The following is a 16,553-nucleotide window of genomic DNA, read 5'->3' as shown; positions in this document are numbered from 1 at the left end:
TAGGTTTTGTAAGGTTGTTATAAAATACAACACTGTATGAGGGAAAGCAGAAATATATTAACGTCAACAGAAGAATTACATCAGATAGAAAAGTCACTTTCAGGGAATCACTTTAGAGAATTAGAGAAGAAAACAACACGAACTACTTAGGTTTCATTTCAACAATCAAAATAAACACAATATGGACACTCTATTAAAAGCTCGTCTTTATAGGCAGGCCTGGCCGGTTATTGCAGTAATGGCTGCTATATCCTTGTCTGGCTGCAGCTCTGGTACTGCCAATACCAATTACGCACCACCACCACAGGAATTACCTGTATTACCTATCAGCAACACATCTGCCACAACTTTCCAGGAATTTTCTGCCACTATCGAAGGCACAGTGAATGTAGAGTTAAGACCACAGGTAGATGGTTACCTGGAAAAGATTTATGTAGATGAAGGGGCGTATGTAACCAAAGGCGCTCCGCTGTTTAAAATTAACGACAGAAGCTATAACGAAAACGTTAATAATTCACAAGCTACTATACAGGCTGCAAAAGCCAATGTAGATAAGGCTTTGATTGAAGTAAACCGTTTACAGCCACTGGTACAGAATAATGTAATTTCTGATGTACAGCTGAAAGCGGCACAGGCTGCTTACGATGCTGCTAAGGCCAACCTGGCACAGGCTCAGGCGGGTGCTAACAGCGCTGGCATTAACCTGGGATACACTCTGATCACTGCACCGGTAAGTGGTTACATTGGTCGAATTCCATTTAAAACAGGAAGTCTGGTAGGCAGGGGCGAAGCGCAACCGCTTACTGTAATCTCTGAGATCAAAAATGTATATGCTTACTTCTCTATGAGTGAGAACGATTTTTTACAGTTTACCACTCAGGCTACCGGTAAAACAGTAACAGAGAAAATTCATGCACTGCCTGCTGTGGAGCTGGAGCTGGCTGATAAAAGCATATATGCTGCTAAAGGTAAGATTGAGTTGATGGAAGGCCAGTTTGATAAAAACATGGGTACCATTACTTTCCGTGCCGTGTTCCCTAACGAAGCAGGTATACTGCGTTCTGGTAACACCGGTAAAATACGCATACCACATAACAACAGCAATATTATGGCTGTGCCGCAACAGGCTACTTACGAACTACAGGATAAAGTATATGTATTTGCATTAGCTGATTCCAACAAAGTAGTAAGCAAGCTGATCAATGTCACCGGAAGAACTTCTGCCTATTACCTGGTAGACAAAGGCATACAGCCAGGTGAGAAAATTGTGTTTACAGGCCTGGATCGTTTACGTGATGGTGCTGTGATTGTACCGCATGTATTACCGGCAGACAGCGTGCTGAAGGCGATGCCTTTATAGTATGCGTGCCTGTTGATTTGCATCACTAAACGAATCGATTTGATTTAATAAAGACATTATTATATGTTCAAGAAGTTTATTGAAAGACCGGTGTTATCAACGGTCATATCAGTCCTATTGCTATTACTTGGGGGATTGTCGGTATTTAACCTGCCAATTACCCTGTTTCCAGACATTGCACCCCCCAGTGTTCTGGTAACCGCTAACTACCCCGGCGCCAACGCCGAAGTAGTGGCGCGTTCAGTGGCCACCCCACTGGAAGAAGCCATTAACGGCGTGGAAAACATGACGTATATGACTTCCAATTCCAGTAACGATGGCAGTATGTCACTTACCGTATATTTTAAGCAGGGTACCAACCCGGATATTGCTGCGGTAAACGTGCAGAACAGGGTGTCTAAAGCTACCAGCCAGATTCCCCAGGAAGTAGTGCAGGCGGGTATTTCCACCCAAAAGCAGCAGAACAGTATCATCATGTTCGTTGGTCTGAATTCAAAAGACAGTGCTTATGATGAAACGTTTTTGCAGAACTATATCAAAATTAACCTGATACCTAAGTTACAGCGTATACCTGGTGTAGGTGATGCACAACCTTTTGGTACCAAGGATTACTCTATGCGTATATGGCTGAAGCCCGATCGTTTGATGGCTTATAACCTGTCGCCACTGGATGTAACCAACGCTATTAAAGATCAGAGCCTGGAAGCTGCTCCCGGTCGTTTTGGACAAAGCAGCACACAGGTGTTTGAATATGTATTGAAGTATAAGGGTAAGCTGAATAAGAATGAAGAGTATGAGAATGTAATTATTAAATCCAACACCGATGGTTCGGTAGTGCGTTTAAAAGATGTGGCCCGTGTGGAATTTGGTTCTTACACTTATTCTTCTAATACCAAGCTGAATGGTTATGCTGCTTCTGGTGTGGCTATTTTCCAGACAGCTGGTTCTAACGCCAATGATATCCTTACCGAGGCAGAGCACCTGGTAAATAAATTTACCAAAGAATTGCCTAAGGGATTAAGCACCGTTATCATGTATAACTCTAAAGAGTTTTTGGATAGCTCTATAGAACAGGTAAAACATACACTGATAGAAGCGTTTATCCTGGTGTTTATTGTGGTGTTCATCTTCCTGCAGGATTTCCGTTCTACCTTAATCCCGGCTATTGCAGTACCGGTGGCTATTATTGGTACGTTCTTCTTCCTTAACCTGTTTGGCTTTACCATTAACCTGTTAACGCTGTTTGCGTTGGTGCTGGCTATTGGTATTGTGGTGGATGATGCTATTGTGGTGGTGGAAGCGGTACACTCTAAAATGGAGCACACGCACCTTCCGGCGCGGGCGGCTACTATCACTTCCATGAACGAGATATCGGGCGCTATCATCTCTATTACATTGGTAATGGCTGCGGTGTTTGTACCGGTAGGCTTTATGCAGGGGCCCGCTGGTGTGTTCTATCGCCAGTTTGCCTTTACACTCGCTGTGGCTATCCTTATTTCGGCTTTGAACGCGTTAACATTAAGCCCGGCTTTATGTGCGTTGTTCCTGAAAAGCCCCTCTGGTGAGCCTGGTGCGCATCATGGTAAAAAAACAGGTTTCGGCAGCCGCTTCTTCAATGCATTTAACGCAGGCTTTAGCGGTATGACCAACAAGTATATCAAGAGTCTGGAATTCCTGTTTAAGCGCAAATGGGTAGCTATCAGCGGCCTGGTGCTGATTACGGTAGCTACTGTGTTTATGATGCAGCGTACGCCATCTGGCTTTATACCTACGGAAGATCAGGGCTTTTTACTGTATGCGGTAAACACCCCTCCGGGTAGCTCGCTGGACAGAACGCATAAGGCAATGGCTAAAATAGACAGTATTATTAAAGCCGATCCTATCACAGCCAACCGTTATAACGTAGAAGGCTTAAACTTTATCTCTAACGCAAACGCTTCTCCTTACGGCGCTGGTTTTGTGCGCATGAAGCCTGTGGATGAAAGAGGGCCGGTAAAAGATCTGAACGTTATTACGGCAATGATGACGCAGAAAATTGCTACAGAAGTAAAAGACGCCAATGCCTTCTTCTTTACTTTCCCTACCATTCAAGGGTTTGGTAACGTGGCTGGTTTCGAGTTTATGTTACAGGATCAAACCAACGGTTCGCTGGATAAGCTGGGTGCTACTGCAGGTGCGTTCATAGGTGCTTTAATGCAGCGTAAAGAAATTGCGTATGCCTTTACCACTTTTGCATCGGGCAACCCACAATACCAGATTGAAATTGATGATAACAAAGCCAAGCAGCTGAATGTATCTATCAGCGATCTGCTACGTACACTGCAGATTTACTATGGTAGTAGCTTTGTAAGCGATTTCAACCGCTTTGGTAAATATTACCGTGTAATGGCGCAGGCAGATATGCCATACCGTGCCGATCCGGCTTCTTTAAATAACATCTATGTAAAAAATACCGCAGGCCAGATGGTGCCGGCAAACCAGCTGGTGAGCCTGCATCGTGTATATGGTCCGGAAACAGTAACGCGTAACAACCTGTATAACGCCGTTACTATTAACGGGGTGCCTAAGCCAGGATACAGTACCGGTGATGCTATTAAAGCGATAGAAGAAACTGCTGAGCAGGTGTTACCAAGAGGTTATGCTTATGAGTGGACAGGTATGACGAGGGAAGAGAAAAAAGCAGGTTCTCAAATCATATTCATCTTTGCATTGAGCCTGATATTCGTATACTTCCTGCTGGCAGCCCAGTACGAAAGTTATATCCTTCCGTTAGCGATTATCTTATCTGTTCCGGTAGGTATATTCGGGGTATTTGCCTTTATTAAATCGGTAGGGGTAGATAACAACATCTATGTGCAGGTGTGTTTGATTATGCTGGTGGGCTTGCTGGCTAAAAACGCCATCCTGATTGTGGAGTACGCGGTACAGCGTCGCCAGCAAGGTATGGAGCTGGTAGCTGCTGCACTGGAAGCATCCCGCTTACGTTTACGTCCTATCCTGATGACATCGTTTGCCTTTATCGTGGGTTTAATTCCATTGCTGCGCGCCAAAGGTGCATCAGCCTTAGGTAACCACTCTATTGGTGCGGGTGCTATCGGTGGTATGTTAAGCGGTGTAATACTGGGTGTGTTTATTGTACCTGTACTCTTTATCATATTCCAGTATTTACAGGAAAAGGTGAAGAAGAACAAAGTGGTAGAGCCTGTTGAACCTCCGGCAAACACACTGTCATTAGATTAATAAGAGAGAAAAATATTGATATGCAACACAGAAGATTTTTTAAAATATTACCCTTGCTAACTATGGCAGGTGGTCTTTACTGGACGGCTTGTTCGTCTGGTAAAGCCACCCAGACCAACCCGGTAGCATTGCCCGCTGTGTTTGACAGCAGCGCTGCAGCAGGTGTGCAGTACGATACCGCTGGTATTGCGGCTATTCCCTGGCAAAGCTTTTTTGCCGATGCCACACTGCGCGAACTGATTAGCAAGGCTATTGCCGGCAACTTTGATTTGCAAACAGCTTATAAAAGAACAGAAGCCGCCCAGCAACAAGTGTTGCTGGCGCGTGCTGCCTTTGGCCCTTCGGCTACGGTACAGGCTGGTGCGCAAATTAGCCGCCCGTCTGATAACAGCTTAAATGGATTGAGTCTTAGCAATTTCTTAGGTAAAAGCTATATAGAAGATTACACACTGGGTTTGAACCTGGGATGGGAAGCGGATATATGGGGCAAACTGAAAGGACAGAAAGAAGCGGCACTGGCTTCTTACCTGCAAACCTATGAAGGTTCCCGCGCGGTGCAAACCCGTTTAATTGTTACTGTAGCAGAAGGTTATTATAACCTGCTGATGCTGGAAGATCAATTGAACATTGCCCGTAAAAACCTGGAGCTGGCTAACCAGGTGTTAAAGATCACCCGTTTACAGCGCGATGCAGGCGAAGCCACAACACTGGCTATTGAGCAGGCAGAAGTGCAGCAGCAAACTACAGCTTTATTAATTCCGCAATTAGAGCAGGCGAAAGGCTTACAGGAAAATGCGCTGCGTTTATTAACCGGCGAACTACCAGGCAGCGTAGCACACGCCGGCAGCCTGAACACTATTGCCGTAAGTGATACCTTATCTACCGGCTTACCGGCCCGTATGGTAAAAGTAAGGCCCGATGTGCGTGCAGCCGAAATGGCTTTGCAGGCTGCTAATGCCCGTGTGGGTGTGGCTAAAGCCAGCATGTATCCTGCTTTAAACATCACCGCTTCCGGTGGCTTAAACTCATTCAAAGCCAGCAACTGGTTTTCTATACCCAGCTCTTTATTTGGTTTGGTAGGTGGTTCTCTTGCACAGCCGTTGCTACAAAAACGCCAGTTAAAAACCCAGCTGGCCACCGCTAAAATCAACCGCGAAACAGCCGTGATAGAATTCAGACAAGCAGTGGTTACTGCGGTGAGTGAAGTATCAGATGCTATGATTAAAATAAAGCAGCTGAAACAACAACAGGTAATTGCCCAGGCTAAAATAGATACCCTGCAAAAGGCTATGACCAACGCGGATATGTTATTTAAAGCAGGCATGGCTAACTACCTGGAAGTAATTAATGTGCAATCCAACAAACTGCAGGCCGAGCTGGCTATGGCGGATATTACCCGTCAGCGTCTTACCGCAGTAGCTGCTTTGTACCGTGCGTTGGGTGGTGGTAACTAGGTATTAAACAGCATGCGCCAAATAGTCAATTGGTTACTACGAAAAAGGATGCAGCAGACAGGAATAATTGTGAAGAAGGAATATCCGTTTGAGGATAGGAGCGAGTATAAGGATAAGCCGGTGAAGAGGGGTTTGTATTTGGGGAAATGCAGTTGAGGGGATAGGTGAAAAAGAACGGCGGTGCAGATGGATATAATGAGCGATAGAAAGAAAGGAGATAAGCTACAGACGGGTGAGGAACAGGAAGAGGGATAGAAGCCTTTTTAGGAACAGCCGGTTGACTATTTGACGCTGTGACTTTAGATACGGAACGTGGGCCGGGTTTATCCCGCGTCCACGTTTTCTTTATAAAAAAAACGTGAGCACAGTATTACCGGCTCACGTGGATGTTGTAAAAACTATAGAGAGTGGATTAGTCGAACAGGTTGGAAGAAAGATAGCGATCGCCACGGTCGCAAATGATACATACAATTACACCGGAGGTCAGTGTTTGCGCTAATGTTACTGCTGCATGCACGGCACCGCCACTGCTCATGCCACAGAAAATAGCTTCTTCTTTGGCTAAACGTTTAGTCATAGTGCGGGCATCTGCTTCGGCCACTTCAATGACATTGTCAATGCGGGAACGATCGAATATTTTAGGTAAATAGGCTTCAGGCCATTTACGTATGCCAGGTATAGAAGAGCCGTCGGAAGGCTGGCAGCCGTTAATCTGTATGTCGGGGTTTTGTTGTTTCAGGTATTTGGAAACGCCCATGATGGTGCCGGTGGTACCCATGGCCGACACAAAATGCGTTACTTTCCCTTCCGTATCGCGCCATATTTCAGGGCCGGTGGTTTTGTAGTGCATTTCATAATTATCGGGGTTGGCAAACTGGTTCAGCATCAGGTAGCCGCCTTTTGCCACCTGCTCATTGGCATAATCAATAGAACCTTCCATGGATCTTTCTTTGGGCGTTAAAATTACTCTGGCCCCAAAAGCTTCCATGGTCAGCACCCTTTCACGGGTAGCATCGGCAGGCATAACCAGTTCAATTTCAACATTGAATAAAGAGGCTATCATGGCAAGCGCTATGCCGGTGTTGCCACTGGTGGCCTCAATCAGCTTAATGCCAGGTTTTATTTCGCCGCGGTCTAATGCACCTTTAATCATACCATAGGCTGCACGGTCTTTTACGCTGCCACCAGGGTTATTGCCTTCCAGCTTGGCATAAATAGTGACATCTTTATTAATAGTAACGTTCTTCAGTTCAACTAAGGGAGTATTTCCAACAAGGTCTAATATGCCAGCCATAGTGTGATTTCGGTTTACTCAGTAAAGTATGGAGCAAAGGTAGGGTTTGCCGGGCAGTAAAATTGGGCTTAATTACTACTAATTGAAGGGGTAGTGATGGAGAATGTAGGGAATAAATAAGATACAGCCGGTAATGGCCGCGAAGATGGCTGCTACCAGCACTGCGCCGGCAGCAATGTCTTTAATCTGTTTTACATTTTCGTGGTGTTCGGGACTTAAATGGTTCATGATTTTTTCAATACAGGTGTTCACCATCTCCGCTACTATTACCAGGGTAATGCATCCGGCAACACATATCCATTCTTTAGGGGTAATGTCATAGTAAAAGCCGAGCGTAATGGCTGCTACGGTGGCTGCCAGGTGTAGCCAGGCATTGTGTTCGCTGGCAAAGAAAGTGCGAATGCCTTGTGCGGCGTATACAAAACTTTTCAAGCGGGCTTTCCAGGAAAATGCGGTTGCCATGAACGGTTGTTTTTTCAGGGTAAATATAATTCATGTTTGTGGTGCAGGGCAGGCGGTTAACAAATTGTTACCCATAAGGGTATTTTGTTTTTGAAACGAATTATTCAGGTATCGCTAAATGGCCGGCTTTTAACGATGATCAGCGCTTGTTTTTACTAATTAAATAATCACAATGAAAAGTATGACCACAATTTCACGATTGCTGGCACTAGCCATGGCTATGCCCTTTGCTTTCACCAGCTGCAGCAAACAACAACAACCTGCCCAACAGGAAGCGGCAGCTGTTACAGCCGGTTTATCTGCTGCACGAACCATTAACGCTACCAATGGTAATTTTAATGTGCTTACTTATAACGTAGCCGGGTTACCACAAATTTTATCCAGCGCCAGCACACCACGGGATTCCAGCACATCGCAAATCGGCCGTCTTATTAACAACTACGATATAGTACATGTTCAGGAAGATTTTAACTACCATGCTTACCTGTACGATAAAGGGAATGCACATCCTTACCGTTCTACTACCAGTGGCGGAGCTGGTATTGGCGATGGTTTAAATTCGCTTTCTTATTTTCCGATGACTGATTTTACCCGTGTTACCTGGAACACGCGTATTAATGAAAATGCCCTTACGCCTAAAGGGTTTACGTATTGCCGGTACCGCATTGCGGAAGGCGTGTATGTTGATGTATATAACATGCACACCAATGCAGAGTCGGACGATGCATCTATTGCAGCGCGTGCAGATAACCTTTTGCAGTTGAGCAATTTTATTGCAGCCAACTCTAAAGGGAATGCGGTGATTGTAATGGGCGATTCTAATGGTCGCTATACACGCGATAACAACCTGCGTTTGCTGCTGAATGTAAACGGTATGACCGATCCGTGGATTGAGTTAGTACGAAGCGGCAGCATCCCTGCATTGGGCAGTGATGCTATTGTGTGTGATTTTCCTGCTATCACCAATAACTGCGAAATAGTAGATAAGATCTATTACAGGGGTAGCAAGTTTATTCAGTTGTCAGCCGCCGATTACAACGTGGTTACTTCTTTTGTAAACGCAGCAGGCCAACAGCTGAGCGATCATATTCCACTTACCTGCAATTTCAATTACACGTTATCCGCTGCTTTTCGCATGAGCGATTTATGGGGTGGTCCGCATGGAACACCGTTTAATGATATGGAAACACTTATTGGCAGCAGCAATGCTACCTCATTTACCATCAGGGGTGGTAGCCGTGTAGACCAGGTGCAGGTAACTTTAGCTAATGGCACTGTGCTGGCACATGGCGGTACCGGTGGCACTGCACAAACGCTTACTTTACAAAGCGGCGAAACTGTTAATGCGGTTACTATCTGTTCTGGAAAGTATAACAACACCACGCGCATATTTTATCTGAAGCTTACCACCAGCACCGGGCGCACGCTTGCTGCCGGAACACAAACTACAGATGTGGTAACCTATACTGCGCCAACAGGTTATAAAATTACCGGGTTCTTTGGTAACGGTGGTGATGAAGTAGATAAGCTGGGTGTTATTTACAACCTGAAATAGTCAAAAGGTTTCACCCTCATTTATGACACGGCCCTGCAATGTTTTGCAGGGCCTTTTGTTTGGCAGGTATTGCGTAAATTTACTGTTATTGTTCACTCTTAAATGCAGTGCCTATGATGATTGTGTGGACGGAAGTAGCATTACGCCTGGGACTGGCAGCAATGCTGGGCGGGGCCATTGGGCTGGAACGTGAGCGGAAGGACTGGGCCGCCGGCCTGCGCACCCATATGATGGTTTGTGTAGGGGCTTCGTTAACCATGATAGTAAGCGCTTACGGTTTTGCTGATATATTGGGAACACCGCATGTGGAGTTAGATCCTTCCCGTATAGCTGCCCAGGTGATAAGCGGCATTGGCTTTATCGGCGCCGGCACCATTCTCTTTTTAAAACAAGGTATTATTCGTGGGCTCACCACGGCCTCGGGTTTGTGGACGGTTGCTGCTATTGGGCTGGCCACCGGTGGGGGAATGTATTTTGCCGCCCTGCTCACTACGGTGCTGGCACTGATTATATTATGGGTGTTGCAGCCGTTTGAAAAGCGTATTTCGGCACGCTTTATTCAAAAGGGTATTAATATTGTAGCTGCGAAACAGGAGTATGCCGCTGCTATTGTAAAAGAGATTATGCAACGGAAAGACGTGGATATTGCTAATTGTACTATTACCAATACAGAAGAAGGGCACCTGGTTTCCTTTAAATTTAAACATATTTCAAAAGAAGAACTGAGCACCCTTATCAGCGAGTTTCAAAGCGCAGAAGGGGTGAAGGAAATTAACTGGAATAACTAATGATACATTGGATAGCGGTAAGTGTGTTGCTGGTATTGGGGATGGTGGTGAGTGTCATAAAAAGAAAGCTGACCTTAAGGGCAGCCCTTACCGGCGGATGTGTGGGCATGCTGGTGTTTGCCGGCGGTGGTTACACTGGTTTAGTAATGCTGGTGGTGTTTTTTGTACTGGGCACACTGGCTACCTCGTGGAAGAAAGAAAAGAAACTGGTGGTGGTAGAAGGCGTGTTGCCTGCCGAAAGGCGTAACACCGGTCAGGTGCTGGCTAATGGCGGTGTAGCTGCTTTATGCGGCCTGCTGGCATTGCTGGATGCAAAGCATGCGGCAATGTACCAGTTTATGATGGCGGGTAGCCTGGCTTCGGCCACTGCCGATACTTTATCTTCTGAACTGGGCATGGTATATGGCCGGCGTTTTTATAATATCATTACCTGGCAGCCGGATATAAAAGGGCTGGATGGAGTAGTAAGCAGGGAAGGCACTGTTATTGGAATTGCCGGCGCTTTATTCATGGGGTTGCTATTTGTGTTGCCCGGTGGCGCAGCCGAAAGAGCGTGGTTTGTGGCTTTGGCAGGTGTGGCTGGTAACCTGGCTGATTCGGTTGTGGGGGCTGTATGGGAACGTAAACATATTATTGGCAATAACCTGGTGAATTTTATCAATACCCTGTTTGCTGCCCTGGTAGCCTGGACCTTGTGGTTTTTGTGGATGGCGCTGCAATAACATGCTGCTATCACAGCGCCTGGGGAGTTATCTGGTTATAATGGTCTGGTAAATAACAGTACCCTCATGGTTCACCGTTTGAACCTGTAATGCGGTATTGTTAACAGAAAAATACATAAATCCATAATCGGCTGCCTGAAACCTGCTATAGGGTAATCCTGTTTTTACAGGTGTTACTTCTGATCCCGCACCGGAAATAAAATGATGGGTATAGCCACTTGTTTTTAAATGCTGTAACGAATGATCATGTCCGGATAAATACACATCTACCTTGTGCTTTTCTAAAATATTTTCCAGCACTTTTCTAATGCCCAGTGTATCGTAGTTGGTGGTACGTGGCCCGGCTGTATACATGGGGTGATGTCCCACTACTATTTTCCATTTCACTGCCGGGGATGCGGATTGTAGTGTTTGTTCTATCCACACCAGTTGTTTCTCTGGTTGCTGTCCTGCTACATGTGGACCATATTCGCTATTGGAATAAAACTCCGGTATCATGGGGTTGGTATCAATAAACAACAGCAATACTTTATCGCCGTTATTACCCAGTGCTATTTCTTTGGAATAATATCTTGCCGGCATTTTCCAGCGGCGGCTTATCTGGCTGTAACGTACCTGTGCATCCGGATCTGATTTATAATCGTGGTTGCCCAGGATAGGATACCAGTCCCACTGCAAAGCAAAATCGGTATAAATGTTTTCAAACGAATAATGCCAAAGCGGATCATGCTCACTGACTATGCCACTTGGATAAAAGTTATCACCGGTGGAGATAATGAAATTGTTCGGATGTGCTGTTGCCCATTGGCCCATTTGTTTGGCCACATGTAACTGATGATCGGCTCCATTACGCCCCCAGTCGCCAATGGCCAGGAAGTTGAGCGGAAAGTTATTGTCTAATGCTGCGCGTGGCGATACCTGTTCACTTTCCAGGAAGGTAGTAAGGCTTTCGCTGCGTGCGTGCAAAGGCGGTAGTAAGGTGGTGCCTAATGCGGTTAAGGCTGTGTTTCTGAAAAAATCTCTGCGCTTCATGATAACTGCATTTAAAAGAGCTGGTCCATAGCTGTTACACTATGGACCAGGTTATGTATTTGATGGAAACCTAAAAACTATTAGTTGTAACCAGGATTTTGAACCAGGTTAGGGTTTAATACCATTTCAGTTGCTGGTATCGGGAAAATACGCAGGTTGATAGATTCATTACCTGTTTTAAAACCCCATGCGCCTTCCCATTTTCCAAAACGGATCAGATCGTTACGGCGCCAGCATTCCCATGCCAGTTCCCTACCACGTTCATCCAGGATATCGTTCAGTGTAATACTGTTAACCTGTGGCGCTTTGGCTCTTGCACGTACTTTGTTGAAGAAAGAAACGGCTGTGGCTGCATCCCCATTGCTTCTTAAAATAGCTTCTGCCTGCATCAGGTACACATCTGCTAAACGCAGGATGGGAATATCATTATTCTGGTTACGGTTTACTGCGTTAGGATCGGGATAGAACTTAACAGAACGCGCACCACAGGATACTCCGTTTATTTCTGGTCCTACGTTCATGCTGGAAGCATCTGTGAGTACAATTTCGCGGGTCAGCTTCAATTGATTGGTATTGTCTGCCATAATTGCCTTACCTGCAAAATCATATTGTAAGCCAGAAACCCAGGTGGTATCTCTTGCATCACCGGAAAGGTTAAACAGGTCCAGGAATTCAGGAGTAGTACACATGGCGTTACTAGGCGCAAAGTTAAGACCGTATTTGGCCTGTAGCTTGCCGTGAAGGGTATAGCGGGTTAACATGTTGCCTTGTCCTCTGTTGGCGTCAAATACGGCAGCCAGGATGGTTTCGCTGTTCGCAGTATTGGTAGGAGAGAACAGGCTCATGTAACTGCCTGCCAGTGACAGACCTGATTCGTTTACAATTTTGTTGCCATAAGTGATGGCATCTGTATATCTAGCCGTACCAGTATAGTATTCAGCATTCAGATATATTTTTTGCAACAAGGCGTATGCTGCCCATTTGGTGGGGCGACCATAATATTGAATAGTTACAGTAGCAGGAGAAGCCAGATCGGGAACTGCCTTCAGTAACTCGCTTTCAATAAAGTTAAATACCTCTGTGCGGGTAGATTGTTTGGGATTTTCAGTAGTTCCAAATTTGGTGATAGGCACGCTTCCATATAAATCCATCATGTAGAAATAGTACAGGGCGCGCATAGTACGTACTTCGGCTATAGAAGTGGTGGTAAGTGCACTGGTTGCCTGCGCTTCCAATACGTTCAATATGCGATTGGCTTCTGAAATAGCGCTATATGCCCATGTCCAGGCAGCTGCAACATCTGAAGAAGTCCAGGTGTGTTTGTGTAATTTAATATAAGCTCCATTGTCGTAATAGCTACCATTACGGTTAGGGATGATAGCTTCATCGGTAGAAAGTTCCTGCATCCTCCATACATCCACGCCAAAAGAAGAGCTGCTTAGTTTCTGGTAAACAGAACCTGTTGCTGCCACATATGCCTCTGCTGTATTAGGAATGACAGTGGTTTGCGATTGTAACGGTACATCCAGTTTGGTGCAGGCACCTGCTGCAAACAAGGCCAAACCGGTTACGAACATATATTTCTTATTCATTGTATTTTTTTTATGGTTCAACATTTTTACAGATTAAAACACTACGTTTACTCCTAACTGGAAAGAGCGTGTTTTAGGATAAAAATTACGGTAATCGATACCTGGTGTTTGTCCTGCCATGTTTACTTCCGGATCAACGCCTTTGTATTTAGTGATAATGAACAGGTTGTTGCCCGATACAAATAAGCGCAGGTTGTAGTTCTGACGTGTTGTGAACGTATACCCTAATGTGGCATTATCTAATCTTAAGAAAGAACCACTTTCAATATAACGGTCAGATATAAAGTGTGCAGTGGCATCTTTATAATTTTCTTCTGTAGTAGTGCTGGCCAATACATTGGTCAGTTTCGCGTAAATAGGTGCGTTCATATCTGCCCTGGTGGCATTTAATATTTTGTTACCCATTACTCCGCGTAAGAAGAAATTTAAATCGAAATGGCCATAGCGAAAGGTGTTATTCCAGCCATACAGTAATTTAGGCTGTGCCGATCCGTGCTGATACACAGCAAAGTTTCCGTTGAGGGTGCTGTCTTTAGAAGCGGTGCCATCGTTACCATAAAAGGTAGATTGTCCGTTAGCGTCTTTACCGGCATATTGCAGCGTATAAAAGGTTCCCAGTGCCTGACCCGGTACAATAATCTGGTAACCGCTGGCGCCTGTTTGTCCACGTCCTGCTACGTTGTTGGCCGTGTAAATCTGGGCCTGGTGTAATTGATCGTTAGAGATAGCTTGTATCACGTTAACGTTGTGGGCAAGGGTTACAGAAGTTGTCCAGCTGAATTTGCCATTTTTTATAGGGGTGGCATTCAATGCTAATTCAATACCTCTGTTCCTCATTTTGCCTACGTTGGCAGTAAGATAACCCGAAGGGTAAATGCTGGTAGGTACCGCATAAGTTCCAATCAGGTCAGATGTTTCTTTCTGGTATACATCTAATGAACCAGAAATTTTATTATTCAGAATGCTAAAATCTATACCGGCGTTATAGGTTGCTGTGCGCTCCCATTTTAAATCGGGGTTCTGGCTTTGGATTTGAGTAAGGTTGTTAATCCATTGGCCGCCATAATAGAAGTAGCTGGTGCCTGAGCCATATAAAGATTTAGCGGTGAAGGCATTAAATCCGCTTGAGTTACCGGATACACCATAACCTACACGTAATTTAAGCGCGTTGATAAAGTGAACATCCCGCATAAAATCTTCCCTGTGAATATTCCAGCCGGCAGAAACTGCAGGGAAATAGCCCCATTGCTGGTTGGTGCCAAAAGCAGAAGAACCATCTCTACGCAGGGTTGCCTGGAAAAGATACTTACCATCGAAATCATATCCGGCTCTGCCATAGAAGGATATCAGGCGTAATACAGACATGGCTGTGTTGCTATAGGTAGCCAGGTTACCTGTTCCCAGGCCCAGGTTATACCATAAGTAATCGTCTGAGGCAAAGTTATAATTTGAGTTGTAAAAGCCATCTCCATCACGGTCTTCCTGCCAGGAATAACCGCCTAACAATTTAATGTTATGCCTGTTAAAGCTGGTGTTATAAGTGGCGTAAGATTCCCATATTTTTTTAGAAGAACTGGTAGTAGATCTTGAAGCGAATCCGGTATGAATCTGGTCCAGCATTGAATACCGGTTATAATACTGGTTAGTATCCTGTTGCTGGTTCTGGAATGCAATAGAGGTAGTGAAATCAAGACCTGGCAATATGTTGGCATTGATAACACCATTAATAATGCTGAGGTTGATTTTATTTTGAATGGTATTATTGGCAATTAGCGCTACCGGGTTGTAATAGCCGCCGGTGCCCACCGTTCTGCTGCGGTCTTCTGTATAGCTACCGTCGGCCTGTTTTACTGCTACCGTTGGCAGGTAGGTCATCATATTATTATATACCTGTGAAGGGATCAGATCGCCATTGGTACGGCTGTTGGTAACGTTCAGGCTTAGTCTTAAACGGTCATTAAAAGCCCTGTGCTCCACATTAGCGCGTACTACAAAACGGTTCATAGAAGATCCTTTAATAATGCCTTCGTTGTTCAGGTAGTTTACACTTACACCATAAGAGGAATGCTGGTTGCTTCCGTTAAAGCTAACGTTATGGTTGTGTGATAAGCCGGTACGGGAAATTTCTTTCTGCCAGTTGGTATTGCTTACGCTGTCGTTGTTTACTGCGTCAAACTTGTCTCCATTGCTTTCTACATAATTGCGCAATTGGTTAGCATCGGCCATTTTTAACGTGTGGGAAATTTTTTCAATGCCAATATAACTGCTGTAAGAAAGTCGGGACTGGCCTTTGCGTACTTTACGGGAAGTAATGATGATAACACCATTGGCTGCACGGGCACCATAGATAGAAGTAGAAGAGGCGTCTTTTAAAACGTCAATGCTTTCTATATCATCAGGAGCTATTGTGTTAATGTTGGCACCGGGTACACCATCAATTACATAAAAAGGTTCGTAGGCGTCATTGCCCGGACGAAAGCTGGAAGGGCCGCGTAGCACTACAGTAGGGTTTTCGTTTGGGTTACCGCTTTTAGTAATGTTTAAGCCGGCTACTTTACCTTGTAATAACTGTAAAGGCGAGCTATATACACCCTGGTTAAAATCTTCTCTTTTAACAGAAGTGATAGAGCCGGTAATTTCACTTTTGCTTCTGCTACCGTAACCTACAATTACTATTTCATTTAAAGCGCCGTTGTTTTCTTTCATCTTAATCGACACAGCTACAGGCTCGCCTTCCTTCAAAGTGTAGTTAGGCAAAGTTTGAGTAGCATAACCAATATGCGATACTTCAATAGTATAACCACTACCGGCAGGCACTTGCGCAAAACGGAACATACCAGTGGAATCGGTAGTAACTCTTTGTTTAAACTTAGTAGCAGCATTGGTTAGTGAAACGTTGGCAGATGCAATAGGGTCGCCTTTTTCGTTCCGGATAAGCCCTTTCAGTGATCCTGACTGGGCAAAAACGTTCAGTTGCAGCATTAGCAGCAGGCATATAAATAACGCCTGTCGTAAAAATGACTGTTTTCCTGTTGTTGTCATTGTGAGTGATAT

Annotated in this window: 11 protein-coding genes; 6 read left to right on the top strand and 5 right to left on the bottom strand. The window is 45.0% G+C overall.

The features are described 5' to 3' along the window. The first annotated feature begins 181 nt into the window (after positions 1 to 181). The 3 genes from FLA_RS18690 to FLA_RS18680 all read left to right on the top strand — a co-directional run bounded on the left by FLA_RS18690 (position 182) and on the right by FLA_RS18680 (position 6,054). Positions 182 to 1,360, top strand: a complete 1,179-nt coding sequence (locus FLA_RS18690) for an efflux RND transporter periplasmic adaptor subunit (protein WP_076378894.1) — start codon at positions 182 to 184, stop codon at positions 1,358 to 1,360. A 63-nt stretch (positions 1,361 to 1,423) separates the two neighbouring features. After that, on the top strand, positions 1,424 to 4,600 hold the full coding sequence (locus FLA_RS18685) for an efflux RND transporter permease subunit (RefSeq protein ID WP_076378892.1): 3,177 nt from the start codon (positions 1,424 to 1,426) through the stop codon (positions 4,598 to 4,600). A gap of 20 nt (positions 4,601 to 4,620) precedes the next feature. Continuing rightward, on the top strand, positions 4,621 to 6,054 hold the full coding sequence (locus tag FLA_RS18680) for an efflux transporter outer membrane subunit (RefSeq protein WP_076378890.1): 1,434 nt from the start codon (positions 4,621 to 4,623) through the stop codon (positions 6,052 to 6,054). A gap of 412 nt (positions 6,055 to 6,466) precedes the next feature. On the opposite strand, the gene cysM is transcribed toward FLA_RS18680, so the two are convergent. Next, positions 6,467 to 7,348, bottom strand: a complete 882-nt coding sequence (gene cysM / locus FLA_RS18675; RefSeq protein ID WP_076378888.1) for a cysteine synthase CysM — start codon at positions 7,346 to 7,348, stop codon at positions 6,467 to 6,469. A gap of 78 nt (positions 7,349 to 7,426) precedes the next feature. After that, the gene (locus FLA_RS18670; RefSeq protein WP_076378886.1) at positions 7,427 to 7,810 is read right to left on the bottom strand and encodes a diacylglycerol kinase; all 384 of its coding nucleotides are present in this window, start codon (positions 7,808 to 7,810) and stop codon (positions 7,427 to 7,429) included. Positions 7,811 to 7,991: 181 nt separating this feature from the next. Between FLA_RS18670 and FLA_RS18665 the strand changes: the two genes are divergently transcribed. The 3 genes from FLA_RS18665 to FLA_RS18655 all read left to right on the top strand — a co-directional run bounded on the left by FLA_RS18665 (position 7,992) and on the right by FLA_RS18655 (position 10,875). Beyond that, positions 7,992 to 9,365 carry a jacalin-like lectin gene (locus FLA_RS18665; protein ID WP_084206203.1) on the top strand — a complete coding sequence of 458 codons (1,374 nt, stop codon included), beginning with the start codon at positions 7,992 to 7,994 and terminating at the stop codon, positions 9,363 to 9,365. 113 nt (positions 9,366 to 9,478) lie between these two features. Next, positions 9,479 to 10,153: an MgtC/SapB family protein gene (locus tag FLA_RS18660; protein ID WP_197705807.1), complete on the top strand. Its 675-nt coding sequence runs from the start codon at positions 9,479 to 9,481 to the stop codon at positions 10,151 to 10,153. Further along, positions 10,153 to 10,875 carry a DUF92 domain-containing protein gene (locus tag FLA_RS18655; RefSeq protein ID WP_076378880.1) on the top strand — a complete coding sequence of 241 codons (723 nt, stop codon included), beginning with the start codon at positions 10,153 to 10,155 and terminating at the stop codon, positions 10,873 to 10,875. Before FLA_RS18660 ends, FLA_RS18655 begins: the two co-directional genes overlap by 1 nt. Positions 10,876 to 10,902: 27 nt before the next feature. Here the strand turns inward: FLA_RS18655 and FLA_RS18650 are convergent, their stop codons facing one another. The 3 genes from FLA_RS18650 to FLA_RS18640 all read right to left on the bottom strand — a co-directional run bounded on the left by FLA_RS18650 (position 10,903) and on the right by FLA_RS18640 (position 16,541). Further along, complete coding sequence (locus FLA_RS18650) at positions 10,903 to 11,907, bottom strand: purple acid phosphatase family protein (RefSeq protein WP_076378878.1); 1,005 nt, start codon at positions 11,905 to 11,907, stop codon at positions 10,903 to 10,905. An 80-nt stretch (positions 11,908 to 11,987) separates the two neighbouring features. Further along, complete coding sequence (locus FLA_RS18645; protein WP_076378876.1) at positions 11,988 to 13,499, bottom strand: RagB/SusD family nutrient uptake outer membrane protein; 1,512 nt, start codon at positions 13,497 to 13,499, stop codon at positions 11,988 to 11,990. A gap of 33 nt (positions 13,500 to 13,532) precedes the next feature. Then, a complete protein-coding gene (locus tag FLA_RS18640; RefSeq protein ID WP_076378874.1) occupies positions 13,533 to 16,541 on the bottom strand; it encodes a SusC/RagA family TonB-linked outer membrane protein in 3,009 nt (1,002 codons plus the stop codon). Positions 16,542 to 16,553: the final 12 nt, after the last annotated feature.

This window comes from Filimonas lacunae, from assembly GCF_002355595.1.
GTDB lineage: Bacteria > Bacteroidota > Bacteroidia > Chitinophagales > Chitinophagaceae > Filimonas > Filimonas lacunae.
Note: the sequence above shows the minus strand (reverse complement) of the source record. Positions and strands in the feature narration are given on the sequence as shown.

What these genes read in the sequence shown, in the direction of transcription:
- FLA_RS18690 (WP_076378894.1), top strand. Translation starts at nt 182, where the DNA reads ATGGACACTCTATTAAAAGCTCGTCTTTATAGGCAGGCCTGGCCGGTT.
- FLA_RS18685 (WP_076378892.1), top strand. Translation starts at nt 1,424, where the DNA reads ATGTTCAAGAAGTTTATTGAAAGACCGGTGTTATCAACGGTCATATCA.
- FLA_RS18680 (WP_076378890.1), top strand. Translation starts at nt 4,621, where the DNA reads ATGCAACACAGAAGATTTTTTAAAATATTACCCTTGCTAACTATGGCA.
- cysM (WP_076378888.1), bottom strand. Translation starts at nt 7,348, where the DNA reads ATGGCTGGCATATTAGACCTTGTTGGAAATACTCCCTTAGTTGAACTG.
- FLA_RS18670 (WP_076378886.1), bottom strand. Translation starts at nt 7,810, where the DNA reads ATGGCAACCGCATTTTCCTGGAAAGCCCGCTTGAAAAGTTTTGTATAC.
- FLA_RS18665 (WP_084206203.1), top strand. Translation starts at nt 7,992, where the DNA reads ATGACCACAATTTCACGATTGCTGGCACTAGCCATGGCTATGCCCTTT.
- FLA_RS18660 (WP_197705807.1), top strand. Translation starts at nt 9,479, where the DNA reads ATGATGATTGTGTGGACGGAAGTAGCATTACGCCTGGGACTGGCAGCA.
- FLA_RS18655 (WP_076378880.1), top strand. Translation starts at nt 10,153, where the DNA reads ATGATACATTGGATAGCGGTAAGTGTGTTGCTGGTATTGGGGATGGTG.
- FLA_RS18650 (WP_076378878.1), bottom strand. Translation starts at nt 11,907, where the DNA reads ATGAAGCGCAGAGATTTTTTCAGAAACACAGCCTTAACCGCATTAGGC.
- FLA_RS18645 (WP_076378876.1), bottom strand. Translation starts at nt 13,499, where the DNA reads ATGAATAAGAAATATATGTTCGTAACCGGTTTGGCCTTGTTTGCAGCA.
- FLA_RS18640 (WP_076378874.1), bottom strand. Translation starts at nt 16,541, where the DNA reads ATGACAACAACAGGAAAACAGTCATTTTTACGACAGGCGTTATTTATA.